This is a genomic window from Microbacterium testaceum (genome assembly GCF_001476655.1).
GTDB lineage: Bacteria > Actinomycetota > Actinomycetes > Actinomycetales > Microbacteriaceae > Microbacterium > Microbacterium testaceum_C.
This window is the reverse complement of record NZ_LDRT01000074.1, coordinates 1-23,493: the sequence shown is the minus strand read 5'-3', so window position 1 is coordinate 23,493 and position 23,493 is coordinate 1. Positions and strand designations below refer to the sequence as shown.

General features: G+C 72.1%; 24 protein-coding genes. 14 read left to right on the top strand and 10 right to left on the bottom strand.

The features are described 5' to 3' along the window. The first annotated feature begins 335 nt into the window (after window positions 1–335). The 3 genes from NS220_RS11375 (at window position 336) to NS220_RS11365 (ending at window position 4,338) form a co-directional block, all read left to right on the top strand. Entirely contained in the window at window positions 336–2,108 is a 1,773-nt protein-coding gene (locus NS220_RS11375) for a Na+/H+ antiporter (protein WP_058624165.1), read from the top strand. 181 nt (window positions 2,109–2,289) lie between these two features. Continuing rightward, window positions 2,290–3,264 (top strand): alpha/beta hydrolase, encoded by a 975-nt coding sequence (locus tag NS220_RS11370; RefSeq protein WP_058624164.1) that lies wholly within the window; start codon window positions 2,290–2,292, stop codon window positions 3,262–3,264. Window positions 3,265–3,390: 126 nt separating this feature from the next. Next, the gene (locus NS220_RS11365) at window positions 3,391–4,338 is read left to right on the top strand and encodes a hypothetical protein (protein ID WP_058624163.1); all 948 of its coding nucleotides are present in this window, start codon (window positions 3,391–3,393) and stop codon (window positions 4,336–4,338) included. 141 nt (window positions 4,339–4,479) lie between these two features. On the opposite strand, the gene NS220_RS11360 is transcribed toward NS220_RS11365, so the two are convergent. Genes NS220_RS11360 through NS220_RS11340 form a run of 6 tightly spaced genes read right to left on the bottom strand, consistent with a single transcriptional unit; the run spans window position 4,480 to window position 9,148 of the window. Next, window positions 4,480–5,472, bottom strand: a complete 993-nt coding sequence (locus NS220_RS11360) for a branched-chain amino acid ABC transporter permease (protein WP_058624162.1) — start codon at window positions 5,470–5,472, stop codon at window positions 4,480–4,482. Beyond that, window positions 5,469–6,323: a branched-chain amino acid ABC transporter permease gene (locus NS220_RS11355; protein ID WP_058624161.1), complete on the bottom strand. Its 855-nt coding sequence runs from the start codon at window positions 6,321–6,323 to the stop codon at window positions 5,469–5,471. The genes NS220_RS11360 and NS220_RS11355 overlap by 4 nt, the downstream gene beginning before the upstream one ends. Further along, window positions 6,320–6,442: a hypothetical protein gene (locus NS220_RS20725; RefSeq protein WP_275934678.1), complete on the bottom strand. Its 123-nt coding sequence runs from the start codon at window positions 6,440–6,442 to the stop codon at window positions 6,320–6,322. The genes NS220_RS11355 and NS220_RS20725 overlap by 4 nt, the downstream gene beginning before the upstream one ends. Further along, the gene (locus NS220_RS11350) at window positions 6,439–7,116 is read right to left on the bottom strand and encodes an ABC transporter ATP-binding protein (RefSeq protein WP_081323133.1); all 678 of its coding nucleotides are present in this window, start codon (window positions 7,114–7,116) and stop codon (window positions 6,439–6,441) included. Before NS220_RS11350 ends, NS220_RS20725 begins: the two co-directional genes overlap by 4 nt. Then, the gene (locus NS220_RS11345) at window positions 7,113–7,955 is read right to left on the bottom strand and encodes an ABC transporter ATP-binding protein (protein ID WP_242864608.1); all 843 of its coding nucleotides are present in this window, start codon (window positions 7,953–7,955) and stop codon (window positions 7,113–7,115) included. The genes NS220_RS11350 and NS220_RS11345 overlap by 4 nt, the downstream gene beginning before the upstream one ends. Next, window positions 7,952–9,148, bottom strand: a complete 1,197-nt coding sequence (locus NS220_RS11340; protein WP_058624159.1) for an ABC transporter substrate-binding protein — start codon at window positions 9,146–9,148, stop codon at window positions 7,952–7,954. The genes NS220_RS11345 and NS220_RS11340 overlap by 4 nt, the downstream gene beginning before the upstream one ends. A gap of 174 nt (window positions 9,149–9,322) precedes the next feature. Here NS220_RS11340 and NS220_RS11335 point away from each other — a divergent pair, with 174 nt between their 5' ends. The 9 genes from NS220_RS11335 to NS220_RS11295 all read left to right on the top strand — a co-directional run bounded on the left by NS220_RS11335 (window position 9,323) and on the right by NS220_RS11295 (window position 19,911). Beyond that, entirely contained in the window at window positions 9,323–11,557 is a 2,235-nt protein-coding gene (locus tag NS220_RS11335) for an ATP-binding protein (RefSeq protein ID WP_058624158.1), read from the top strand. Window positions 11,558–11,731: 174 nt separating this feature from the next. Then, entirely contained in the window at window positions 11,732–12,448 is a 717-nt protein-coding gene (locus tag NS220_RS11330) for an alpha/beta fold hydrolase (RefSeq protein ID WP_058624157.1), read from the top strand. Next, window positions 12,445–13,911 carry an aldehyde dehydrogenase family protein gene (locus NS220_RS11325; RefSeq protein ID WP_058624156.1) on the top strand — a complete coding sequence of 489 codons (1,467 nt, stop codon included), beginning with the start codon at window positions 12,445–12,447 and terminating at the stop codon, window positions 13,909–13,911. The genes NS220_RS11330 and NS220_RS11325 overlap by 4 nt, the downstream gene beginning before the upstream one ends. Further along, complete coding sequence (locus NS220_RS11320; RefSeq protein WP_058624155.1) at window positions 13,908–15,032, top strand: NAD(P)-dependent alcohol dehydrogenase; 1,125 nt, start codon at window positions 13,908–13,910, stop codon at window positions 15,030–15,032. The genes NS220_RS11325 and NS220_RS11320 overlap by 4 nt, the downstream gene beginning before the upstream one ends. A 162-nt stretch (window positions 15,033–15,194) precedes the next feature. After that, window positions 15,195–16,124 (top strand): ABC transporter substrate-binding protein, encoded by a 930-nt coding sequence (locus NS220_RS11315; RefSeq protein ID WP_058624154.1) that lies wholly within the window; start codon window positions 15,195–15,197, stop codon window positions 16,122–16,124. Continuing rightward, window positions 16,121–17,167 carry a FecCD family ABC transporter permease gene (locus NS220_RS11310; RefSeq protein ID WP_081323132.1) on the top strand — a complete coding sequence of 349 codons (1,047 nt, stop codon included), beginning with the start codon at window positions 16,121–16,123 and terminating at the stop codon, window positions 17,165–17,167. Before NS220_RS11315 ends, NS220_RS11310 begins: the two co-directional genes overlap by 4 nt. Beyond that, window positions 17,164–18,198, top strand: a complete 1,035-nt coding sequence (locus tag NS220_RS11305) for a FecCD family ABC transporter permease (RefSeq protein WP_193755350.1) — start codon at window positions 17,164–17,166, stop codon at window positions 18,196–18,198. Before NS220_RS11310 ends, NS220_RS11305 begins: the two co-directional genes overlap by 4 nt. Next, window positions 18,191–19,021, top strand: coding sequence for an ABC transporter ATP-binding protein (locus NS220_RS11300; protein WP_058624153.1), 831 nt, complete (start codon window positions 18,191–18,193; stop codon window positions 19,019–19,021). Before NS220_RS11305 ends, NS220_RS11300 begins: the two co-directional genes overlap by 8 nt. Further along, window positions 19,018–19,911 carry a siderophore-interacting protein gene (locus tag NS220_RS11295; protein ID WP_242864607.1) on the top strand — a complete coding sequence of 298 codons (894 nt, stop codon included), beginning with the start codon at window positions 19,018–19,020 and terminating at the stop codon, window positions 19,909–19,911. Before NS220_RS11300 ends, NS220_RS11295 begins: the two co-directional genes overlap by 4 nt. Before the next feature lie 93 nt (window positions 19,912–20,004). On the opposite strand, the gene NS220_RS11290 is transcribed toward NS220_RS11295, so the two are convergent. Together NS220_RS11290 and NS220_RS11285 are read right to left on the bottom strand one after the other, a co-directional pair. Continuing rightward, on the bottom strand, window positions 20,005–20,658 hold the full coding sequence (locus tag NS220_RS11290) for a hypothetical protein (RefSeq protein WP_153004262.1): 654 nt from the start codon (window positions 20,656–20,658) through the stop codon (window positions 20,005–20,007). 82 nt (window positions 20,659–20,740) lie between these two features. Then, a complete protein-coding gene (locus NS220_RS11285) occupies window positions 20,741–21,169 on the bottom strand; it encodes a response regulator transcription factor (RefSeq protein ID WP_242864606.1) in 429 nt (142 codons plus the stop codon). Window positions 21,170–21,199: 30 nt separating this feature from the next. Between NS220_RS11285 and NS220_RS11280 the strand changes: the two genes are divergently transcribed. Then, complete coding sequence (locus NS220_RS11280; protein WP_242864605.1) at window positions 21,200–21,487, top strand: FtsX-like permease family protein; 288 nt, start codon at window positions 21,200–21,202, stop codon at window positions 21,485–21,487. A gap of 48 nt (window positions 21,488–21,535) precedes the next feature. Here NS220_RS11280 and NS220_RS11275 read toward each other — a convergent pair whose 3' ends face one another. Both NS220_RS11275 and NS220_RS11270 read right to left on the bottom strand, forming a co-directional pair. Next, on the bottom strand, window positions 21,536–21,889 hold the full coding sequence (locus NS220_RS11275; RefSeq protein WP_058624150.1) for a YnfA family protein: 354 nt from the start codon (window positions 21,887–21,889) through the stop codon (window positions 21,536–21,538). A gap of 7 nt (window positions 21,890–21,896) precedes the next feature. Then, complete coding sequence (locus NS220_RS11270; RefSeq protein ID WP_058624149.1) at window positions 21,897–22,886, bottom strand: hypothetical protein; 990 nt, start codon at window positions 22,884–22,886, stop codon at window positions 21,897–21,899. Window positions 22,887–22,988: 102 nt separating this feature from the next. Here NS220_RS11270 and NS220_RS11265 point away from each other — a divergent pair. Further along, window positions 22,989–23,493: hypothetical protein (locus tag NS220_RS11265; protein WP_153004261.1), on the top strand; the 505-nt coding region annotated here is incomplete at its 3' end.

Here is a 23,493-nt window from a genome sequence, read left to right as displayed (position 1 = left end):
AAGCCTGTAATCTCGGTGTGCCACCGGCTCATGTTCGGCGGAGGGGTCCCTCGCTGCCGGATGCCTCGTCGCCCTCGGAGGCCGGGGCGCGCTCGGCTGGTTGACACCGGGCGGGCGGGCCGCACGGCCCGCCCGCCGGACACGGCACGCCCGGCCCGCCCGGCCCGCCCGGCCGGTCCGGCCCCCGCCATGCCCTGCCCGTCCGGCCTCCGCCTCGTCCCGTCCTGCACACACGACCTTGACGCGATACTCTCCGCAGCTCGTCGAAAGGTGGCGGGAATGTCTCAGCCCCTCTCTACGCTGTGTGCTGTGGGGGATGGCGGAAGGCGGTAGGCATGGAGGGACTCGAAGTCACGGTCCTGCTCGGACTCGCGATGCTCGTGGGCACGGTCCTCGCGCCGCGTCTGCGCGTCGCGACACCGCTGGTGCTGCTCGTCATCGGCCTGGCGCTGGGGTTCATCCCCGAACTGCGCGCGATCGAGCTCCCGCCCGAGACCGTGCTGCTGCTCTTCCTTCCGGTCATGCTCTTCCGCGAGGCGTGGACGACGTCGCTGCGCTCGGTGCGCCGCTCGCTGCGCTACATCGTGCCGATGAGCACGCTGCTGGTCGTGGCATCCGCCTTCGCAGTCGCCGGAGTCGGAACGTGGATGGGCGTGCCGTGGGAGGCCGCGCTCGTCATCGGCGCCGCGGTCGCCCCTCCCGACGCGACGGCGGTCGCAGCTCTCGGCCGTCTTCTCCCCGCCAAGACCTTCATGAAGCTGAAGGCCGAGAGCCTCACGAACGACGGAACCGCCCTGGTCCTGTACGCGATCGCGGTGTCCCTGCTGCTCGGCGGGCAGGTCACCCCGTGGTCCATCACCGGCATGGTGCTGCTGTCGTACCTCGGCGGAGCCGCCGCCGGAATCGCGGTCGCCGCCCTGGCCTACCTCGCCCTGCGGCGCATGCAGTCCACCCTCACGATCAACCTCACGATGCTGCTCGTGCCGTTCGTGTCGTTCCTGCTCGCCGAGGTGATCGACGCGTCCGGTGTGCTGGCGGTCGTCTTCGCGGGCCTCATCGTGGCCTGGGTCTCGCCCCGGATCACCACCGCGATGTCTCGACGGGCCGCGGATGCCACCTGGCCCTTCGGCGTCTACCTGCTCAACGGCGCGCTGTTCGTCCTGATCGGCCTCGAGGTCCAGCTCGTGGTGCACGAGATCTCGCCCTCGGAGATCGGGATGCTGTCGCTCATCACCGTGGCGTCCTGGATCGCGCTCTTCCTCGTGCGCTACCTGTTCCAGTGGCTGTTCAGTCCGTTCTCCCGCCCCCCGGCCGGGTCGACGCGCTCGCTCCGGCACCGTTCGCGTCTGGTGAGCACGGTCGCCGGATTCCGCGGCGCGGTCTCGCTCGCCATCGCCCTCTCGGTGCCGATCACGACCGACAGCGGGGCACCGGTCGCCGGACGCGACTCCGTGGTGTTCGTCACCGCGGGTGTCATCGTGCTCACGCTGCTCGTGCAGGGCCCCCTGCTCCCCGTCGTCATCCGCTGGGCGAAACTCCCGAACGACGACGCCGCGATCGAGGAGTACGAGCTCGCCGAACGCGCGATCTCGGGCGCCGCTCTCGCTGCCCTCGACGATCTCGCCGTCGAGCACGGCATCAGCGACCGGGTGCGCGATCGCGCGCGGCGTGAGGGATACGAGCGTCTCGAGCTCGCCAACGCGCGCGCCGTCGCCCGCCAGCGCGCGATCGAGGAACGCGAGCTCGCCGAGCTCGACGCCTCACTCGGTTCCTCTCTCGATTCCTCGCTCGACGACGACGGCGACGGGTCCGCGTCGTCGACGGTGGGTCCGGTCCCTCCGGCTGGAGCCGACGACGAAGGGCGGCGTACCGCCGGCGGGCTCGAGATGATCGCGGTGAGCGACGACATCGACGTGACGCAGCGCTCCCCCCTCGTCCGGCACAAAGAAGCCACGCGGCTGCGCCTGGCGATCCTCGACCGCAAGCGAGAGGTCCTGCTGCGCCTGCGCCGCGAAGGCACGATCGACGACCTCGTGGCGCGGAAGATCCTCGCCAACCTCGACCTGGAAGAGATCCGCACCCGCGGCATCGAGAAAGCGAGCGACTGAGCCGGAGGTCGGGCGAGCGGGTCCGTACGCGAGCGAATGGCTGAACGGGCGGGCGAGCTGTGCAGACCGCCGACTGGCGGGCCGGGCCAGGCGTTCTCCCGGCATCTGGCGGCACACCCGATCGCCGCGCCGTCGCACAATCGAAGAGGCGCAACGAGGCGCCCCCGACGAAGGAGTCACCATGACCGCAGACGGCATCCGGAACAGACCGCCGTTCGACCCCGAGCTCGACGCGATGCTCGAGGTGATCGGCACCATGGTGCCCCCGACTCTGACCGCCGAGATGCTGCCCGCCCTGCGTGGTGGTGTCCTGCCGGGCATGCCCACGACCGCAGAGATCCTGGAAACGGCCCAGTTGCAGTCCCGGGACGTGACGATTTCCGGTTACGGCGGTGACGACATCACCGTTTCGGTGATCGAGGCCAAGGGACGGACAGGTCGCGGCCCCGGGATCTTCCACACCCACGGCGGCGGGATGATCATGGGTGACCGGTTCGCCGGCGTCGACAGCTTCGCCGAGTGGATTCATCGCTACAACGCCGTGCTCGTGAGCGTCGAGTACCGCTTGGCACCCGAGTTCCCCGACCCGTACCCGGTCGAGGACTGCTACGCGGGACTGGTCTGGACGGCCGAACACGCGGAAGAGCTGGGGATCGAGCGCGAGCGTCTGCTCATCGCGGGCGGAAGCGCCGGCGGCGGACTCGCGGCGGGCGTCGCCCTTCTCGCGCGTGACCGGCAGGGGCCGCACCTCATCGGCCAGATGCTCATGTACCCGATGCTCGACGACCGCGACGCGACAGTGTCGACGAAGCAGATCGAAGGCGTCGGTGTGTGGGATCGCAAGAGCAACCTGCTCGGGTGGAGCTCACTGCTGGGCGAACGCCGCGGGAGCGACGACGTGTCCATCTACGCCGCGCCCGCCCGTGCACTCGATCTGTCGAACCTGCCTCCGGCGTTCATCGACTGCGGCAGCGCCGAGGTGTTCCGCGACGAGAACGTCGCCTACGCCTCCGCCATCTGGGCGGCGGGAGGCCGGGCCGAGCTGCACGTCTGGCCCGGGGGCTTCCACGCCTTCGAGGCGTTCGCCCCGCAAGCGGCCCTGTCCCACGATGCCGTCGAGGCGCGGGACCGGTGGATTCGCCGGCTGCTGGGGTGAACGGGGAGCGCCGGTCACGAATTGTCGCGGCCCGTGCCTGCCCTGGCCAGGCGAGCGGGGCGCGCGACGGCGCGGAAGACCCCGACCGTATGCTGTGTGCGATGCGGCCGACGAAGGGGTGACGCCATGAAGGAACTCGCGGGACGCCTGAGGGTCCTGGATCCCGCGGCGAGCGAATCGGTCACGATCATCGACTTCTTCGACTCCCTCGTGGCGGGGGGCGCCGGTGTCGAATCGGTCGTTCGGGCTGCGGCGATCCTCAGCGGCGCGACCGCCGGAGCACAGGTGGGCGAACGCATCCTCGGGATCGACGCCGACGGCACGCGGGTCATACCGGAGCCGCCCCCGGAGGTCGCCGACACGGGCGCTCCCCGGGTGTGGCTGCACCGCGAGAGCGGCTTGGCCGTCAACGACGCGATGATCGTCGACCGCGCCCAGGTCGCTCTCGCGATCATCACCGCTCGCGCCGATCCGACGACCAGTGCGGTCGAGAGAGTGATCGACCCTGGCGTCTCGCGGGTGGATCGCGAGACGGCCGCCCACCGCCTTCGTCTCGACGGGGAGACCCGCGTCGTCGCAGCGCCCCCGCACTCGCGCCACGTCACGACCGCGTCGACCGTCCTCGCGACGTCCGAGGGTGCCGTGTGGATCGGTCTCGGCGAGGTGGTGCCCCCAGACGGTCCGGTCGGCACGAGCGTCGCCCGCAACCTCGACGACATCCCGCGCGCCTGCGCCGACGCGCGTCTCGCGCTGCGCTTGGCCGATGAGCGGCACCGCGTGGTCGACGCGGGCGATCTGGGCGTCCTCATCGGGCTCGCCCGCTCGTTCGATCGGTCGGGTCCGCGGCATCCGGATCTCGACGTACTCGACGCGCTCGACGCGCGCACGCTCGACGCTCTCGACGTGGTCGTCGACAGCGAGAGCATCCGCGCGGCGGCGGCCCGGCTGTCCCTACACCACAGCAGCCTGCAGTCGCGCCACGACACGTGGACGGATCAGCTCGGCTACGACCCGCTGACCCCGCGCGGCCGCGCGCGGTATCTCGCGGCGCGGATGCTGCAGCGGTTGAGGTGAGGAAGAGAGCGCACCTCGGAGTGAGAGGATGCCTCGCCCGCGAACGAGCGCGACTGCCCGTAGGTGCGCACCGCCGCCGCGGAGGGTCACCGTCGACGGGAGCGTCCCCGTTGCTCTCGACGGAGCCTCGCGTGCTCCCGATCAGCCCCGCGCCACCGCCGCCGGCACCGTCGTCGGCACAGCGCGCTCCCGCCGCCGTTCCCGCACCCCCGCAAGCGTCGGCACGATCCCCCGCGGCACGAAGAGCAGGAACACGACCAGCACGATCCCGTATCCCGCGTACTGCAAGATCGGGCCCGCGGCGGCCGGCATCCCGGGCGTCGCGCTCAGCGCGCTGAGCACCTGCAGCCACAGGCTCAACGCGAGGGTTCCCACCACGCCGCCCCACACCGAGCCGAGCCCGCCGACCACCGCCATCACGACGTACCCGAACGACGCGAACGGCGGGTAGGTGTCCTGGCTGACGTAGGGGGTGAAGAACGCCCCCAGCGCGCCCGCGAAGCCCGCAAAGCCGCCCGCCACGGCGAACACCGTGAGCTTGCTCCGCAGGATCGGCACGCCGCTCGACGCGGCCGCCGACTCGCTCCCGGCGAGGGCGCGGATCCCCCGACCGAACCGCGAGCGGACGAGATGGTGGCAGACCACGAGGGCCACCGCGAGCGCCGCCAGCGCGAGGTACGAGTACACCCGCTGATCCGTGACGAGCAGTCCGCCCAGCGCCAACGGAGGGATGCCGAAGATCCCCACGCCCGCGCCGAACAGCGGCGCGGTGGCCATGACCGTCTGGATGATGAGCAGCACCGCGAGCGAGCCGAACGCGAGGTAGTGCCCGCGCAGCCGCAGCAGCGGCCAGCCCACGAGAGCGGCGACCGCCGCCCCGAGGACCGGAGCCGCGATGAGGGCCACGAGCGGAGGGATGCCGAGGGTCACGGTCCCGACCGCGACGGTGAGTCCTCCCACCGCGACGAAGGCCCCCTGCCCGAGCGAGGCCTGACCGGCGTACCCCATGAACAGCGACAGTCCCGTCACGACGAGCGCGGTGAGCGCCGTCTGCACGAAGAACGTCTGGTCGGTGAGCAGCAGCGGAGCGATCGCGGCGGCGAGCGCCGCCAGCACGATGACGATGCGGGTCATTTCGCCTCCTCGGCGGTGAAGGAACGCGACCGGGCGATCATGATGGCGAGCATCATGATGAGCGCGATCTGGGTCTGGTACGAGCCGTTCGCGTAGCCCGCGACGAGCTGGCCGGTCACCCCCAGGACGAGGGCGCCGACGAACGTCATCCAGGGGCTTCGCAGTCCGCCGAACACGGCGGCGGCGAGCGCGCTGAGCACGAACGGCAAGTCCGAGGTCACCGACACCGCCGTGGTGGGCGCGATCAGCACCCCGGCGAGCCCGCCGAGCACCCCGGCGATCGTGAACGACAGCAGGCCCATCGCCCGGGTGTCGATTCCGACGAGTCGCGCGGCGCGGGGATTGGATGCCGCGGCGGTGAGCGCGCGACCGATGTCGGTGCGCGTGAACAGCAGGCTCATCGCGGCGAGCGTCACCACGGCGACCGCGAGGGTGAGCAGACGCTGTGTCTCGATCTCGGCGCCGAAGAGCCGGACCGTGCCCGAGATGCCCGACGGCGAGACGGGGTTCTGCCCCCAGACCGCGATGATGACGGCCGCCGAGACGAGGGACATCCCGAGGGTGATCAGGAGCGAGGTCATCGGGTGCGTGCCGGGCTTGCCGATCGCGACCCCACCCACGACGAGACCGATGAGTCCGACGACGACCACGGCGGCGAGCTCGGAGAGTCCGGGCGGAAGTCCGAGCTGGCGGAACGTCTGGGAGAGGAAGGCGCCGAAGACGACGAACGACCCCTGCGCGAAGTTCAGCACGTGGGTGACGCGGTAGACGACGACGATGCCGCTGCCGACGAGGGCGAACGACCCCGCGAGAGCGAGACCACTGAGCAGGTAGGTGGCGAGGTCGCTCACGGGAGCGAGTCCTGACGGGTGGGCGGGATGAAGAGCGGCGCGGAGGCGACGCGGCCACCGGCCGAGCGCGTCATCGCGACGGCGCCGCGTCGGCTCCCGGCGGTCAGCGGGTGATTCATGAGAGGTTCTCCTGTTCGTCGAAACCGCCGAGGTAGGCGGCGCGCACCTCGGGAGCGGCGGCGAGCTGTGCCGTCGGCCCCTCGGCGACGATGCGACCGGCATCGAGCACGTACGCCCGAGAGCACAGGCCGAAGGCGAGCCCTACCTCCTGCTCGATGAGCAGGACGGCGGTGCCGCGATCGGCGTTGAGGGCCGCGAGGTGGCGGACGAGGTCGGCGGCGATGAGCGGCGCGAGTCCGAGGGAGAGCTCGTCCACGACGAGCAGGTCGGGTTCGGCCATCAGGGCGCGCCCCACGGCGACCATCTGCTGCTGACCGCCGGAGAGCGTGTCCGCGCGCTGACGGCGGAGGCGCTGCAGGTCGGGCAGCAGCTCGTACACGGCATCCGTCCGCCGCGACCGGCGGCGCCAGGCGCCGAGGCGCAGGTTGTCGTCGACGCTCAGGTCTCCGAACATCTGGCGTCCCTCGGGCACCTGGGCGACCGTTCCCGACACGCGGACGGTGCCGGATGCCGGACGCATGAGGCCGCTGACGGCGTTGACGAGAGAGGTCTTGCCGGCGCCGTTCGGTCCGACCAGCGCGACGAGCTCCCCCGTGTCGACGCGGAGCGAAACGCCGTCGAGCGCCGTGGCCGAGCCGTAGCGCACGACCAGATCGTCCACCTCGAGCATCATGCGGCGGCCTCGCTTCCGAGATACGCGGCGATCACCGCGGGATCGCGGCGGATCTCGTCCGGCGTCCCGTCGGCGATGAGCCGGCCGAGGTCGAGGACGGCGATGCGGTCGGCGAGGGCCGTCACCATCGCCACATCGTGCTCGATGAGCAGGATCGTCGTGCCGTCGTCGTGCAGTTCGCGGATGAGACCGCGGAGGTCGTCGCGCTCGTCGGCGCGCAGGCCCGACGCGGGCTCGTCCAGGAGAAGCACGCGAGGTCGCGCGGTGAGGGCCCGCGCGACCTGCAGCCGACGCTGCTGCCCGAGCGGGAGCTGCTCGGCGCCCCGGGACGCCCACTCGGCGAGTCCGACGCGAGCGAGGGCCTCCTCGGCATCCGCCCGGATCTCCTTCTCCTCCCGGCGGTGACGGGGCGAGCGCACCGCCGCGTCGAGAGCCCCGGCGCGGGTGCGCGCGTGCGCCCCGACGGCGACGTTCTCGAGCACCGTCATGCCCGGGAACAGGCGTGCGCCCTGGAAGACGATCGCGACACCGCGCCGGGCGCGGCGGTGCGGAGGCAGGCGATCGATGCGCTGACCGTCGAGGCGGATGACGCCCTCCTGGGCGCGGACGTGTCCGCTGATCAGGCCGAACAGGGTGGATTTTCCCGCCCCGTTCGGCCCGATGACACCCCGGAGTTCCCCGGGGGCGATGCGGAACGAGACGTCGCGGTTGGCGTAGACCCCGCCGAATCGGCGCGAGAGTCCCGCGAGCTCGAGACCGGCGGAGAAGTTCTCGGCGGGGCGGTTCTCGACGTACCCGTGCGCCGCGGAACCGATCCCGGTGGGTTCGGGCGTGCTCACTGCGGAAGCTCGGTCGCGAACTGCTTCGTCGCGGCGTCGGTCGGGACCCACTTACCGCCCTTCGCCTCGAAGATCGCGAGCGAGGTCGCGTCGAGACCCATGTGGTCGGTGGGGCTGTACGAGTAGTGACCGTTCGAGGTCAGCAGGTCGGTCTTCTCGAGAGCGTCGCGGATCTTCTGCCGATCGGTGGAGTCGGCCGCATCGATCGCCGCGGCGAGCAGCTCGATTCCCGATGCCCCACCGAACGCGAACTCCGGCGGGTACGCCCCGTTGTTGGCATCCCTCCACGGCTTCGCGACCGCCATGACCTTGGTCTTGTAGGCGCCGTCGGGCAGCGCGTCGCCCCCGAGGGCGATGGTCGCAGCCGCCTTGACCCCTTCCGCGGCGTCTCCCGCGGGCTGGAGGTAAAGGTCGGACGCCTCGGCACCGGTGAAGTAGGTCGCGATGCCCTTCCCGGCGATCTGCTTGGTGATGATGACGGGGGCCGGTCCCGCGCCCCAGACGACGAACGCGTCGGGCTTCGCCGAGACGACCTTGGTGATCAGGGGCGTGAAGTCGGTCGCGGTCTGGTCGTACGACTCGTCGAGGACGACGTCGATGCCGGCCTCCTTGGCGTATTCCGCGGTCGCCTTGTCGCCGTTCGTGCCGTACAGGTCGCCCCCGGTGTAGCCGATCGCGAGGGTCTTCACGCCCTGGCTGACCCAGTAGTCGACGAGCGCCCGCGCGTACACCGCGGGGATCGGCGGCGACGTGAAGGCGTAGGGGTTGCTGCCGTCGGCGAAGGCATCGACCGGGCCGAGGGCGATCGTGGGGATCTTGGCCGACTGCGCGGTGCTGCCCACGGCGGTCGCAGCCGAGACGAAGCTGCTCGCGAGCATCGCCGAGTACGAGGGATCGGATGCCAACTGGTTGAACTGCTTGACCGACTCGGTCACGTCGGCCTTGTCGTCGACCACGGTCAGCTCGACGGGGCGACCGTCGATGCCGCCCGCGGAGTTGATGTCGGCGACCGCCCGCTCGGCCGCTTCCTTGTCCCCCTGTCCGAGGGCGGAGAGGAAGCCGGTGAGCGGCACGACCATGCCGATCTTGACGGGCCCTGACCCGTTGCCCGAGGCGGTGGATCCCCCGCCGGAACAGGCGGTGAGGGCGAGGACGAGGGCTGCGGTGGCGACCACGGGGACGGTTCTGCGCATGGACTTTCTCCTGGTTCGTCATTGAACGAGAGGACCCGATGGGCCCGGCGCCATTGTTCGGGGGACGAAGACGGTCCCGTCTATCCGTGAAATCACGTAATCCGCCTCGAAAGCATTCCGGTGAATCGAACGCCGACGGATAATGAGATCTCCCGGACGCAAGGAAGCTCCCCCGTGATCAGAGAGCCCCGCAGTGAGTTCGTCGGGCGCCGGCGCGAACTGGACGCTCTCGCCGATGCGCTCGAACGCACCCGTCTCATCACCCTCACGGGCGTCGGCGGAGTGGGTAAGACGCGCCTCGCGGTGCGGCTCGCGAACGCCCACGCGCGGCAGACCTCGACGAGCGTCTACTTCGTCGGACTCGATGCGGTGAGCGACCCGCGGCGGGTCGTCGCCGCGATCGCCCAATCCCTCCCCTTCGGCGACCTCTCGGCCCGCGAACCGCTCGAGTTCGTGGTCGACGTGCTGAGCGATGAGACCGCTCTCCTCGTCCTCGACAATTGCGAGCACGTCATCGACGCCGCCGCCTCCGTGGTCGACGAGCTGCTCGACGCGCTCCCGCACGTCACGATCGTGGCGACCAGCCGCCGCCGCCTCGACGTCGACGGGGAACAGGTCTTCCCCGTCCCGCCGCTGGGGACGGAGGCCGCGGGCGACGAGCCGGCCGAAGCGGTCGAGCTGCTGCTCGCGCGCGCTCGCGCCGCGGACGCCGGCTTCGCCCTCACCCCCGCCGAGGCCTCCGCCGCCGCACAGCTCTGCCTCGCGCTCGACGGCCTGCCCCTCGCGATCGAGCTCGCGGCCGGGCGCCTGCGCACCCTCTCGGTGTCGGACCTCGCCCGTCGCCTCTCGCAGCGGTTCACGCTGCTGCGGGCCGGCTCCCGCGCCCCCGTCTCCCGCCAACGGACGCTTCGCGCGGTGGTCGACTGGAGCTACGAGCTGTGCACGCCGTCCGAGCGCGCGCTCTGGAGCGCGCTCAGCGTGTTCGCCGGGCCCTTCGACCTCCCCGCGGCGGCCGCCGTCGCCGGGGGAGACGAAGCCGCCACCGTCGAGACCCTCGAGCAGCTGATCGATCAATCCCTCGTCGAGGCCGACCGCGACTCGGGGCGTTTTCACCTGCTCGAGACGATCCGCGGCTATGGACGCGACCGCGCCGAGGAATCGGGGGAACAGCCCGACCTGGTGCGCCGCCACCTCGAGTACTACCGCGGTCTCGCGCGGCTCGCCCGAACGCACTGGTACGGGCCCGCCCAGAGAAAGATCCTCGCCGGGCAGCGCGCCGACCGTGCCGAATTGGATGCCGCCCTGCGCACGGCCGCGGCGACCGACACCGACATCGCGCTCGAGCTGTTCGCCGACCTGCGTTACCACTGGGGTGTGGGCGGCTTCCTCTCGGAGGGGCGGCGGTGGACACGGCGACTGCTCCGCCTTCCCGGCGCCTCCGCGGCGCACCGCACACCCGCGCTCCTCGTCGCGGCCTGGATCTGCGTGCTGCAGGGCGCCCTGGACGAGGCACGGGGTCATCTCGACGAAGCGCGGATGCTCCTGCCCTCGCTTCCGCCGGCGGAACAGGAGCGGTGCGAGGTGGAACTTCGCCGCTGGAGCGGGACCCGCGCGCTCTTCGCCGGAGAGAGCGAGCTCGCCCGCGAGGAACTGACCCGGTCGATCCGCCTCGCCCGTTCCCTCGGCCACCCCGAGGAGGCCCTGCTCGCGCAATTCCAGCTCACGGTGGCCCTCGTGCAGAGCGAGCTCCCCGACACCCTCGCGCCCGCGCGGGACGCCCAGCGCCTCGCGATCGAGATCGGGGAGCGGTGGATCCGGTCGCTCTCGCTCTGGGCGATCGGGCTCGCCCTCTATGCCGCGGGCGAGCTCGACGACGCCGAACGCCACGCGCGCGACGCCCTCGCCCTGGAGGAGGGCATCGACGACCCGGTCGGCGACTGCCTCGTGCTCGAGCTGCTCAGCTGGATCGACGCGGCACGCTCCCCCACCGAACGCACAGCGGTCCTGCTCGGCGCCGCGCGCAGCTGGTGGCGACGCATCGACTCCGGCATCGCCGTGCACGGACCGCAGATGCTCGCGCAACACGACCGCTGCGTCGCGGTCGTCCGCCAGCGCCTCGGCGAGGAGGCGTTCCAGCGTCTCTCGGCCGTCGGCGAGCGCCTCTCCCCCGCCGAGGCCGCGGCGTTCGCGGGCGCTCCCGGCCGCCCCGCCGCGGGGCTCAGCGCGCGCGAGAGCGAAGTCGCCGCGGGGGTGCACGAGGGACTCAGCAACCGCGAGATCGCCGAGCGCCTGGTCCTGTCGGTGCGGACGGTCGACACGCACGTGCAGCGGATCCTCGCCAAGCTCGGCTTCACCTCGCGCGCGCAGATCGCGGCCTGGTATCGCTCGACGCTGGTGGGGGTGCCGTAGCGCGGTCCCCGAACGCGCAGCCAGGTCCCTGAGCCTGTCGAAGGGACCGGGGGCGTCGACTGGCTCCGCGACCTCCGACCCGCGTTCGGTAGTCCTACGGATACCGCCGCCCCCGGGCGCGACGGACACTGGCGGAGACGACGTCGAGGTCGTCCCTGTTCGAGGAGCGCACGCATGACCCCTTCCCCTCCCCGCATCCTTCTGGTCCACGGCGCCTGGGCCGGGCCCTGGGTGTTCGATCGCCTCGCGGCCGAGCTGGCCGGACGCGGTTTCGCCGTCGACACCGTGGCCCTGCCCAGCATCGGCAGCACCGCCGACATGTACGCCGACGCCGCTGCCATCACCGAGAAGCTCGACGCGGCCGGCGGCCCCGTCACCCTCATCGCGCACTCCTACGGCGGTATCCCCACCACGCAGGCCGGCGACCACCCCGCGGTCGAGCGGATCGTCTACGTCGCCGCCTTCGCCCTCGACGAGGGCGAGACCCTTCAGCAGGCCGTGGGCGGTGGCATCCCGGATTTCTGGGGCATCGCCGACGGAATGGTCTCGATGGGCAGCTCCCGCGAGGAGCGGATCGCGATGATCGCGGCGGACCTTCCCGCGGGTGTTCCCGCAGCCCTCGCGGAACAGCTCGCCGACACCTTCCGGCCCCAGTCGCTCACGGCGTTCACGTCTGCGGTGACGAAGGTCGCGTGGCGCGCGAAGCCGACGACGTACGTGCTCACCGAACGCGATGCGCTCGTGCCGACGGCCTTCCAGGAGCACCTCGTCGCGCGCAGCGGCGCCCAGGTCGTGCGCGTCGACACCGGCCACACACCGTTCGAGGACGACCCGGTGTGGTTCGCCGGGGTCCTGGCCGAGATCATCACCCCCGCGGAGGTGGCGCGATGAGCCTCACGGTCACGACCGCCCCCGGCCGCCTGTTCATCGACGGTCGGTGGACGGATGCCGCGGACGGCGGTCGCATGGACGTCATCGCCCCGTCCACCGGCGAGAGGATCACCGACGTCGCGCGCGGCACGACGGCGGACGTCGACGCCGCCGTGGCCGCGGCCCGCCGAGCGTTCGACGAGGGCCCCTGGCCGCGGATGTCGAGCCGCGAGCGCGCCCGGATCCTGCAGCGGGCGTACGCGCTCATGCGGGAGCGCAGCGAAGATCTCGCGCGCGCCGAGAGCCTCGATGTCGGCAAGCCCATCACCTTCGCCCGCGTCGTCGACGTCAACAACGCCGCCGAACTGTACGAGTACTACGCCGCGCTCGGTCACCGCCTCGACGGCGAGGTCCGCGAGATCACCGCCGACGCCCACGCGTACGTGCGCACCGAGCCGCTCGGGGTGGTCGCGGCGATCACGCCGTTCAACTTCCCGCTGATCCTGTCGAGCACGAAGATCGCGCCCGCCCTGGTCGCGGGCAACACCGTCGTGCACAAACCCGCGAGCGACACCCCGCTCAGCGCCCTGCTCATGGCGGAGCTGCTGCGCGACGCCGGCGTCCCCGACGGCGTGTTCAACGTCGTCACGGGCCCCGGCTCCACGCTCGGCGACCACCTCGTCGGCCATCCCGACGTCGACAAGGTCGCTTTCACGGGTTCGACCGAGATCGGCGCGCACGCCGCGGCCCTCGCCGGTCGCACGCTCAAACCGTTCACCGCCGAGCTCGGGGGGAACGCGGCGAACATCCTCTTCGCCGACGCCGACCTCGACCGCGCGATCCACACCGTCATCTCGGCGTTCGTGTTCAACGCGGGGCAGTTCTGCATGGCGGGACCGCGGCTGCTCGTCGAGCGTCCGATCTACGGGGTGGTCCTCGGCATCCTGAAGGACGCCGTGCCGCACGTGCCCTTCGGCGACATCGACGACCCGGCGACCGTCATCGGTCCGGTCGCCAGCCGCACGCAGCTCGACAAGGTCGCGGCGATCGTCGAGCGCGCGCGTGCCGCGGGCGCGCGGGTCGTCACGGGCGGGCACGCGGTCGAGCGAGACGGAGGGTTCTACTACGCCCCCACCGTCCTCGCCGACCTCGATCCCGACGCCGAGGTCGTCGTGGACGAGGTCTTCGGACCGGTGCTGACGGTGCAGCCGTTCGACACCGAGGACGAGGCCGTCGCTCTCGCGAACGGCACGACGTACGGGCTCGCGAGTGGCATCCAGACCGGCGATCTCGCCCGGGCGCATCGGATCGCCGCGCGCCTGCGCGCCGGGATCACGTGGGTGAACGGCTGGGCGATCCTCGATCCGGCCGTGCCGTTCGGCGGAGTGAAGGCCTCGGGGTGGGGCCGCGAGGGCGGTCCGGAAGCCCTGCAGTCGTACCAGAAGGCCCACTCGATCGTGTTCGACCTGGGCGGCGCGCAGTGACCGCGGGACGCGCGGCGATCGTCGAGGAGAGCCGTGACGGCGCCGCCCCCGCGGCCCGGACGATCACGGTCGCCGACGTCGATTACGCCGAGCCCGGCCACGGCGAGGTGCTCGTCCGGCTCACCGCGACCGGTCTGTGCCACACCGATCTCGGGGTGCTCGCCGGCGGCATCCCGTTCCCCGCCCCGGGGATCATCGGGCACGAGGGGGCCGGTCGCGTCGAGAGCGTCGGGCCGGGCGTGCGCGGGGTGAGCCCGGGGGATGCCGTGCTCCTGAGCTTCACGTCCTGCGGGGCGTGCGACGCCTGCGTCGGCACCCATCCGGCGTACTGCGAGACGTGGCTGCCGAGGAACCTTCTCGGGGGGATCCGCGGCGTCGACTCGGGCGGGGTCACCCGCGGCGGCGAGCCGATCGCGGCGCACTTCTTCGGACAGTCCTCGTTCGGGACGTACGCGATCGCCGACGAGCGCTCGCTCGTGCGCGTCGCCGACGATGCAGACCTCGCGGTGCTCGCACCGCTCGGCTGCGGGGTGCTGACGGGCTTCGGCTCGATGTGGAACGTGCTGGACCCCGGCCCCTCCGACGTGGTCGCGGTGTACGGCACCGGGGCGGTGGGGCTGTCGGCCGTCATGGCCGCGGCGATCCGGGAGCCGGAGCGACTCATCGCGATCGATCGGGTGGCCGCGCGTCTCGACCTCGCGCGGGAGCTCGGGGCGACCGACACGATCGACGCGGCGCAGGAAGACGTCGCCGCACGGCTCGCGGAGCTGACCGGGGGACGCGGTGTCACACTGAGCTTCGACACCACGGGGCACCCCGGCGTCGCACGCACGGCCCTCGACGCCACCGCCGCCCGCGGAACGGTGCTCGTGTGCGGGGCGCCCCCGCCCGGAACCGAGATCGCGGTCGACATCCAGGGCATCCTCACCGGCAAGATCCTGCGCGGCGTCACGATGGGCGACGCGGATCCGCTCGAACTGATCCCGCAGCTGGTCTCCCTGCACGCGCAGGGACGTCTCCCGCTGGAGAAGCTCGAGCGGCACTACCCGCTCGACGACATCGCTCAGGCGATCGACGACATGCACCACGGGCGGACGGTGAAGCCCGTCATCGTGTACTGAGTGCCGAATCGCGCCGGCGCACGGCATCCGTGTCCACGCGGCGGTCGCGGCGTCTCCCCGGGGCGGGGCGGGACGGCGTGTCACGATCGAGAGTCATTGGTAAGGTAACCCTTGCCTAAGCTTCGAGCTTTCGGCCTCCCCCACCCGAAAGGACATCTCGCCATGCCCGCACGCCGCTCCTCCCGGCGCATCGCCCTCCTCGCCACCGCCGCAGGTCTCGCCCTGGCGCTCTCCGGCTGCGCCGGTGGAGCCGACGCCTCTCCCGCCGCGAGTTCCGCGTCGACCCACGAGGTGACGCACGCGCGCGGCACGACCGCCGTGAGCACCGCGCCGCGGCGCGTCGTCACCCTGGAACCGCTCGAGCTCGACACCGCGGTGGCGGTCGGCATCACCCCCGTGGGCGCGGCCGTGGCGAACATGGTCAACGGTGTGCCGAGCTACCTCGGCGTCGAGGGCGTCACCCCCGTCGGGACGGTGAGCGAGCCCGACCTCGAGGCGATCGCCGCGCTCAAGCCCGACCTGATCCTGGGCACCGAGTCCCGCCACTCCGGGCTCTACGACCAGCTCAGCGCGATCGCCCCGACGGTGTTCATCGCCACGCAGGCCGACCCGTGGCGCGAGAACGCCACCCTCATCGGCGACGCGCTCGGCCGCGAGGACGACGTGACGAAGGCCCTGGATGCCGTCGACCAGCGCTGCGACGAGATCACGGGCGCGCACGACCTCGCGGGCAGGACCGCCGAGATGATCCGTCCGCGCGACGAGACGACCCTGAGCCTGTACGGGCCCGTCTCGTTCGCCGGCAGCCTGCTGGAGTGCGTCGGCTACACGATCCCCGATCACGAGTGGAAGGACGGGCTGCAGGCCGACATCTCGCCCGAGAACATCGCGAGCGCCACCGCGGACGCCGTGTTCGTCACGACGACCGACGTGAACGACCCGTCCACGGTCCCCGCCGCGATCACCCAGAACGCCGCCGCGTTCCCGGTCGTCACACTCGTGGACACGAGCACCTGGGTCGCGGGCGTCGGTCCGAAGGGCGCCCAGTCGGTGCTGGACGACATCGAGACCTTCCTCGCATCGGGGAAATGACCTCGGTCGTCCCCCGGCGGGGAGCAGACACGCCACCCCGATCCGCGCGGATCGGTCGGACCGCCCTCGGCACCCTCGTGCTGGCGGCGGTCCTCGCCGTGTCCGTCGCCCTCTCGCTCATGATCGGCGCGAACCCGCTGCCCTGGCACAGCGTGTGGGCCTCGCTCACGGGCGCGGGGACACCCGACACCGACTTCGTCGTGCAGGGCCTCCGCGTCCCCCGCACGATCGCCGGCATCGTGGCCGGGGCGGCCCTGGGGGTGGCCGGAGCGCTCATGCAGGCGTTCTCGCGCAATCCGCTCGCCGACCCCGGCCTCCTCGGGGTCAACGCCGGGGCCGCTTTCGCCGTCGCCCTCACGGTGGCGGTCCTCGGCATCCAGAGCTCCCTCCTGCTCGTCTGGCCGGCGTTCGTCGGCGCGCTCGTCGTGACGGTCGCCGTCGCCCTCATCGGCTCGTCGGGGAGGGGACCGGCCGATCCGCTGCGCCTCACGCTCGCCGGCGTCGCCGTCGGCGCGGTGCTCTCGGGCATCACCTCGGGGATGATGCTGAGCAACCCCGACGCCTTCGACCTCATGCGCGGGTGGAACGCCGGCTCGCTCCTCGGACGCGGACTCGACATCGTCCTGCCCGTGGTGCCCTTCATCGCGGCGGGCCTCGCGGTGGCGTTCGTGCTCGGCCGTCCGCTCAACGCCCTCGCCCTCGGCGACGACCTCGCACGCGCCCAGGGAATCCCCGTCGGCGCCGTGCGCGTGGCATCCGTCGGCGCCATCACCGTCCTCGCGGGGGCAGCGACCGCCCTGGTCGGCCCCCTGTCGTTCGTCGGGCTCATGGTGCCGCACGTCGTGCGGTGGATCGTCGGACCCGATCAGCGCCGCATCCTCCCGCTCAGCGCCCTCGCCGCCCCGATCGTCGTGCTCCTCGCCGACGTGCTCGGGCGGGTGCTCATCGCCCCGGCCGAGGTCCCCGCGGGGATCGTCACGGCGTTCGTCGGCGCTCCCGTGCTCATCGCGCTCGCGCGCCGACGCCGAGCGAGCGCGCTGTGACGGCCGTCGACATGGGGTATCGCCGCGTGCTGCTCGGCGCCCTCCCCGTCCGTGCCCGGAGCGTCGCCGTGGGCGCGGCGGTGCTCGCGGCCGTCGTCGTGCTCGCGATCCTCTCGCTCGGCTGGGGCACGTATCCCGTGGCTCCGGACGCCGTGATCCGCGCGCTCCTCGGGGCGGGCGACGCTCTCGACACCACCGTGGTCGTCGGCTGGCGCCTCCCCCGCGTCCTCGCCGCGGTCACCCTGGGCGCGCTCCTGGCGATCGCCGGCGCCCTGTTCCAGACGGTCACGCGCAACCCGCTCGCGAGCCCCGACATCCTGGGACTCTCCCACGGTGCGTTCACCGGCATGCTGCTGACGCTCGTGCTCGTCTCGACATCGTGGCCGGCCCGGGCGGTGGGGGCGCTGATCGGATGCCTCGTGGCATCCGCCGTCATCTGGTTGCTGTCGTCTCGCGGCGGCGTTCAGGGGTTCCGGCTCATCGTCGTCGGCATCGGGGTCTCGGCGGTGCTCGCCTCCCTCAACACATGGATGCTCCTGCAGATCGAGCTCGAGACGGCGATGTTCGCCTCCGCCTGGGGCCACGGAACGCTCAACGGCGTGACCGGCGACGCTCTCGGCGGAGTGCTCCTGGGTGCGGCCCCCGTCGCCCTCGCCGCGTTCGCGCTGGTGCCGACGCTGCGCCAGCTCGAGCTCGGTGACGACATGGCCGCCGCCTCGGGCGTACGCCCGCACCTCGTGCGCACCCTCGCGCTCGCCGCCGGTGTCGTGCTGGTGGCCGCGGCGACCGCGGTCGCCGGTCCGATCGCCTTCGTCGCCCTCGCGGCCCCGCAGATCGCGCGGCGGCTCGCCCGCACGCCGTCGCTCTCGCTCACCCTGTCGGCGCTCGTCGGCGCCCTGCTGCTGCTGGGCTCGGACGCCCTCGCGCAGCACGTGCTGCCCGTGTCCCTTCCCACCGGGGTCGTCACCGTCTCGGTCGGCGGCGCCTACCTCATCGTCATGATCGTTACGGAGATCCGCCGCCGTGTCTGAGTCCCGCCTCGAAGCCCGTTCCGTCTCGCTCGCGTACGACGGTGCCACGATCGTGCCCGAGCTGAGCGTCGCCGTCCCGCCCGGGTCGTTCACGGTCATCATCGGGCCCAACGCGTGCGGGAAGTCGACGCTGTTGCGCGGTCTCTCACGCCTGCTCGCCCCCACCGCGGGCAGCGTCGTGCTCGACGGTCGCGACATCTCGAGCTACCCCGCGAAAGAGGTCGCGCGCCGCCTCGGGCTCCTCCCGCAATCCGCTCTCGCCCCCGACGGCATCACCGTCGCCGACCTCGTCGGCCGAGGCCGTTACCCGCACACCTCGCTCCTGCGGCAATGGTCGAGCGCCGACGAGAGCGCGGTGAAGGAGGCCCTGGATGCCACGGGCACCGCCGACCTCTCCAGCCGCCCGGTCGACGCGCTGTCGGGCGGGCAGCGCCAGCGCGTGTGGGTCGCGATGGTGCTCGCGCAGCAGACCGACCTGCTGCTGCTCGACGAACCGACGACCTACCTGGACGTCGCGCACCAGGTCGAGCTGATGGAGCTGTTCGCCGAGCTCAACGCGCGCGGGCGCACGGTCGTCGCGGTGCTGCACGACCTCAACCACGCCGCCCGGTACGCGAGTCATATCATCGCGATGCGGGGCGGCCGCATCGTCGCCGAGGGCGCCCCACGCGAGGTCATCACGAGCGAGCGCGTCGAAGAGGTCTACGGCCTGCCGAACGTCGTGATCGACGACCCGGTCACGGGCGGGCCGCTGGTGGTGCCGCTGCGGGGTGGCGCGTTCGCCGCGCGGGCTGCCGGGGCCGCGGCGGAGCTCGACGCGTGAACGGGGACGGGAGGCCCGCAACCGGGGCTGCGGCGGGACCCGAGGGACCGTCGGCGAGCGGGACCGAGACACCGCCGAACGCGACCCGTCCGTGGGAGTACAGCGCCTTCGAGGTCACCGTGGCCCACCGCGAGACGATCTCGCCGAACTTCCTCCGCCTCACGTTCTCGGGCGAGGCGCTGCGGCACTTCGCCCCCTGGGGCGTCGACCAGCGCATCAAGCTCGTGCTGCCGCTCCCGGGCGGCGGGCTCGCCGATTTCGGCCTCCTCGCCGACCCCACCCCGCACCCCTCCGACTGGTACACCCGGTGGAAGACGCTGCCGTCGGACGAACGCAACGTGCTCCGCACCTACACGCCGGCGGCGATCCGACCCGAGCCCGGTGAGATCGACGTCGACCTCTACCTCCACTCCCCCGACGGTCCGGCCTCGCGTTGGGCGCGCGCCGCGCGCGTGGGCGACACGCTCGTGATCACGGGCCCCGACGTCCGAAACGGATGGACGGGCTACGGCATCCATTGGCAACCGCCCGAGGAGTACTCATCGTTCCTCCTCGTTGCGGATGAAACGGCGATCCCCGCGGTGCGGGGCATCGCCCGGTCGCTGCCGCCCACCGCGCGCGGGATCGCGATCGTCGAGATCGGCGACCACGCCGATGACGTCACCGTCGCGGGCCTGAGCCCGCAGGTCGACGTGCGAGTCGTCGGCCGCGGCGAGACCGAGGACGCCGTGCGCGCCTGGGCCTCGCCCGACGTCGACGTCGCCTGGCTCGCCGGGGAATCGGGTGTCGTCACGGCCTCGCGACGCGTGCTCGTCCGCGAGATCGGGGTGCCCCGCGAGCGCGTCGCGTTCCTCGGGTACTGGCGCGAGGGCGGGGCGCTGGTCGACTGACGCTCGGCGGGCGCGGCGGGCGGTGCAGCAGGCGGTGCAGCGGGGCGTCGTAGCGGATGCGGACCGTCGCCGCGTCCCGCACCGACCCGGGCGTCAGCGCATGAGATCCAGCACCGACAGACCGGCGCCGACCGCCCATCCCTCCGTCAGGGCGGCGAGCTCGGGCACCTCCTGCAGCATGGCTCCCCCGCCCGTGATCACCACGACGGTGCCGTCACGGACGACCTGCACGCTGGTGAGGTTCACCTGCGCGGCCGGATCGTACTGCCCGCCCGCGGTGAGCGCCCAGGCGTCGTCGGCCGCGAGCCGCGGGTCGTCGATCGTCCAGCCGAGGTCGTCGTAGTCCTTCTCGACGTATTTCGGGTCGCGCATGATGCCGAGGCTGATCCCGCCGTAGTTCTTCAGGTCGAGCGACTGCTGGGCCGTCTGCGGCGTGGCCCACGTGCAGCTCAGTTCGTGCCCGCTGGAGCCGTCCTTCTCCCCGTTCTCGGAGTCGGGAAGCACGACGAGCTCGGCCACCTCCGGCCCCAGTGCGGCCTTCACCTCGTCGCAGGTGGGGTACCTTCCGGATGACGGGACGGGCGTGGCATCCGTCCCGTCGGGCGCCTCGGTCTCGGCGCCGCTGTCGATCACCTGAGGGGCCGGCTCGTCGGGCGCATCCGCGCTCGGGGCGACCCCGGTGCAGCCCGCCAGGGCGGTCACGGCGAGGGACAGAACGATCAGGGCAGCTGGGCGTCGGCGGTTCATGGGGGCGATCTCCATTCGGGGGGGAAAGGTGTCGACCGCGACATTCTGGCAGAACCGGGCGAGACGCACCGGCGCGCACCCGTCAGCGCCCCGGCGCGAGCAACCCGCTCTCATAGGCCGCGATCACGAGCTGCGCGCGGTCGTGCGCGCCGAGCTTGAGCATCGTGTTCTTCACGTGGGTCTTCGCGGTGTGCGGGGAGATGTAGAGCTGCGCGGCGATCTCGTCGTTCGAGCGTCCGCGGGCGACATGCAGGAGCACCTCGCGCTCACGCTCGGTGAGAGCGTCCAGCGACACGGGGCCGCGCACGTCCGCCGCGCCCGTGGTCCGGACGTACTTCTCGATGAGCGCGCGGGTCGCGACGGGTGAGAGCAGCGCCCCACCCTCGTGCACCGACAGCACGGCCCGCACGATGTCGTCGGGTTCGGCGCCCTTGCCGATGAAGCCGCTCGCACCGGCGGGGAGGGCGGCGACGACGTAGTCGTCCTCCTCGAAGGTCGTGAGGATCAGCACCCGGGTCTCCGCCTGATGAAGGCGATGGGTATGGGCAGCGGGCGGGTCTTCTCGCTGTTCAGCCTCGAGGCGATCTTCATCGGATTCCTCGGCAGCGCCCTCGGCGCGGTCATCGCGATCGGCGTCGGCACCGCGGTGAGCGCCCAGTTGGCGGCGAGCCTGTTCAGCGACTTGCCCGGGCTGCAGCTGATCGCCTTCGATCCGGTGTCGATCCTCGGGACGACCCTTGCGGTGACGGGGATCGCGTTCCTCGCGGGGACGCTTCCGGCGGCGCGGGCCGCGCGCGCCGACCCGGTGGAGTCGCTGCGCTACGAGTGACGGCGGGGCGGGGCGGCGGACCTCCGGGTCCGTCGCCCGCCGGTCACGTCACGAGATCTCGCCGGCCGTCGCGTGTCCGGGCGCGAACATGATGATCGCCGCACCGACGAGCGCGATCGCCGAGCCGACATAATCCCAGGTCGTGGGCCGGAACCCGTCGACGACGATCCCCCAGGCGAGGGACCCCGCGATGAACACTCCCCCGTACGCGGCGAGCACGCGGCCGAAGTTCGCCTCCGGTTGCAGGGCCGCGAAGAATCCGTACGCGCCGAGCGCGACGATGCCCAGCAGCGCGAACCACCACCCGCGGTTCTCGCGCACGGCCTGCCAGATGAGCCACGCCCCGCCGATCTCGGCCAGGGCGGCGACGGCGAAGAGGATGACGATCCGGGCCGTGGTCATCCCGCCATTATGCGGGTGAGCGCTCGAGTGTCGCCTCGCCCGCCCGGGCGCGCGTGCCCTCGACCACCGTCAGCCCCGCCCCCTCGAGCGCCTGGCGCAGCCGTCGCGGGAGTTCGGGGACCGTCGCCGCGGCTCCCTTCGGCCGACGCGCCATCCCCACCAGCAGCACGAGGCCCGGCCCCTGGACCGGACGCACGACGATCCGCGTCGGCGGGTTGCGCGACGACACGGTCAGGCTTCGGATGCCGTCGGTCTCGGCATCCATCCACGTGACGCCGTCGATGGTCCGCATCCGCACGCGCTCCGCGCCGAGAGTGATCTCGCCCGCGACCGTGCGCCCCCGCGCGAGAGCGCGGACGACGAGGTACACCGGAAAGCCGACCGTCCACCCAAGCACCAGGAGGATGGCCATCGGGCCCATCCTCTGGGCGAGGTCGGCGAACACGAGCACGAACGTCGCCATCGCGCCGGCGGCCAGCACGCCGAGCACCGCGCCGGCCGCGAGATACGAGGAGCGTCGGAGCGGTACCACGGGGAGCCGGAGCGTCCACTCGCTGCCGGAGCGCTCCCACGCGGGTTCGACGAGCTGCGCGGCCCGCTTTTCCGAGGTCGCCTGGACCGCCGCGGTCACTCGCGCGACCAACGAGAGCCAGATCCAGCCTGCGAAGGGCGACATCGCGAACGAGAGAGTCGAGCGTATGGTCGGCGGTACCGCCACGGGCCAGTCCCCCGACTGCACGACCAGGAAGACCGCGAACCCGGCGACGACCCCCAGCGCGAGGTGCACCGCCACCGACACCGCGCGCGTGCGCACGAACGCGAGAGCGTACAGAAGTGTCTGCGCCAGCGCCCATCCCGAGACGAGCGAGAGCAGGAAGCCCCCGAACTCCTGGCCGAGGCCGAACAGCACCACCGCTCCCGCGAAGCAGACGACCGCCCACGGGAACGGATGCCACAGCACCCGCCGCGCGAGGGATCCGGTCGGGGTGCGGGTCACGGGAGTCCTTCCGGTGGGGCGACCTCACGATACTAGGAAGACCGCGCAACCCCATCCCGCCACGCGGCACTCGACCGCGAGAGCGCCGCATAGCATCGACATATGGGGGACAAAGGTCGACGACGCACCCTTGCGTACCGCTCGAAATGGCTGGTGCCCGTCATCGCGATCGCCCTCGCGGCGCTCTCCGCCGGGCTGGCCCAGGTCGCGCAAGCGCACATCCTCGCCCAGCCCGACCAGCCGATCACGTTCATCGTCGACGGCGATCTTCCGCACGGCATCACCCAGGAGACCGTGGATGCCGCAGCCCGGGACCGCGCCCTGAGCTACGAGCCGTTCACCGTACTGGTCGTCGAGCGCGACCTCACCTGGGACGAGTACGAGAACGGCGAACTCCCCCGCGGTGCCGACGTCATGGTCTCGGTGGGGATCGACCCCGACGATCCCGACCTCGCCCTCCCCGACGCCTCTCGCGCCTCGGTGGCGAAGCGGCTCGAGGGAGACGAGTGGAACCCGAACTACTCGGCGGCCGTCGACATCCGCGAGGCGTTCCTCAACAACGTCACGCAGGGTCAGGGGCCGGGCGCCGTCGTCGGCGCGGCGCTGA

What these genes read in the sequence shown, in the direction of transcription:
- NS220_RS11375 (WP_058624165.1), top strand. Translation starts at nt 336, where the DNA reads ATGGAGGGACTCGAAGTCACGGTCCTGCTCGGACTCGCGATGCTCGTG.
- NS220_RS11370 (WP_058624164.1), top strand. Translation starts at nt 2,290, where the DNA reads ATGACCGCAGACGGCATCCGGAACAGACCGCCGTTCGACCCCGAGCTC.
- NS220_RS11365 (WP_058624163.1), top strand. Translation starts at nt 3,391, where the DNA reads ATGAAGGAACTCGCGGGACGCCTGAGGGTCCTGGATCCCGCGGCGAGC.
- NS220_RS11360 (WP_058624162.1), bottom strand. Translation starts at nt 5,472, where the DNA reads ATGACCCGCATCGTCATCGTGCTGGCGGCGCTCGCCGCCGCGATCGCT.
- NS220_RS20725 (WP_275934678.1), bottom strand. Translation starts at nt 6,442, where the DNA reads ATGAATCACCCGCTGACCGCCGGGAGCCGACGCGGCGCCGTCGCGATG.
- NS220_RS11350 (WP_081323133.1), bottom strand. Translation starts at nt 7,116, where the DNA reads ATGATGCTCGAGGTGGACGATCTGGTCGTGCGCTACGGCTCGGCCACG.
- NS220_RS11340 (WP_058624159.1), bottom strand. Translation starts at nt 9,148, where the DNA reads ATGCGCAGAACCGTCCCCGTGGTCGCCACCGCAGCCCTCGTCCTCGCC.
- NS220_RS11330 (WP_058624157.1), top strand. Translation starts at nt 11,732, where the DNA reads ATGACCCCTTCCCCTCCCCGCATCCTTCTGGTCCACGGCGCCTGGGCC.
- NS220_RS11325 (WP_058624156.1), top strand. Translation starts at nt 12,445, where the DNA reads ATGAGCCTCACGGTCACGACCGCCCCCGGCCGCCTGTTCATCGACGGT.
- NS220_RS11315 (WP_058624154.1), top strand. Translation starts at nt 15,195, where the DNA reads ATGCCCGCACGCCGCTCCTCCCGGCGCATCGCCCTCCTCGCCACCGCC.
- NS220_RS11310 (WP_081323132.1), top strand. Translation starts at nt 16,121, where the DNA reads ATGACCTCGGTCGTCCCCCGGCGGGGAGCAGACACGCCACCCCGATCC.
- NS220_RS11290 (WP_153004262.1), bottom strand. Translation starts at nt 20,658, where the DNA reads ATGAACCGCCGACGCCCAGCTGCCCTGATCGTTCTGTCCCTCGCCGTG.
- NS220_RS11280 (WP_242864605.1), top strand. Translation starts at nt 21,200, where the DNA reads ATGGGCAGCGGGCGGGTCTTCTCGCTGTTCAGCCTCGAGGCGATCTTC.
- NS220_RS11275 (WP_058624150.1), bottom strand. Translation starts at nt 21,889, where the DNA reads ATGACCACGGCCCGGATCGTCATCCTCTTCGCCGTCGCCGCCCTGGCC.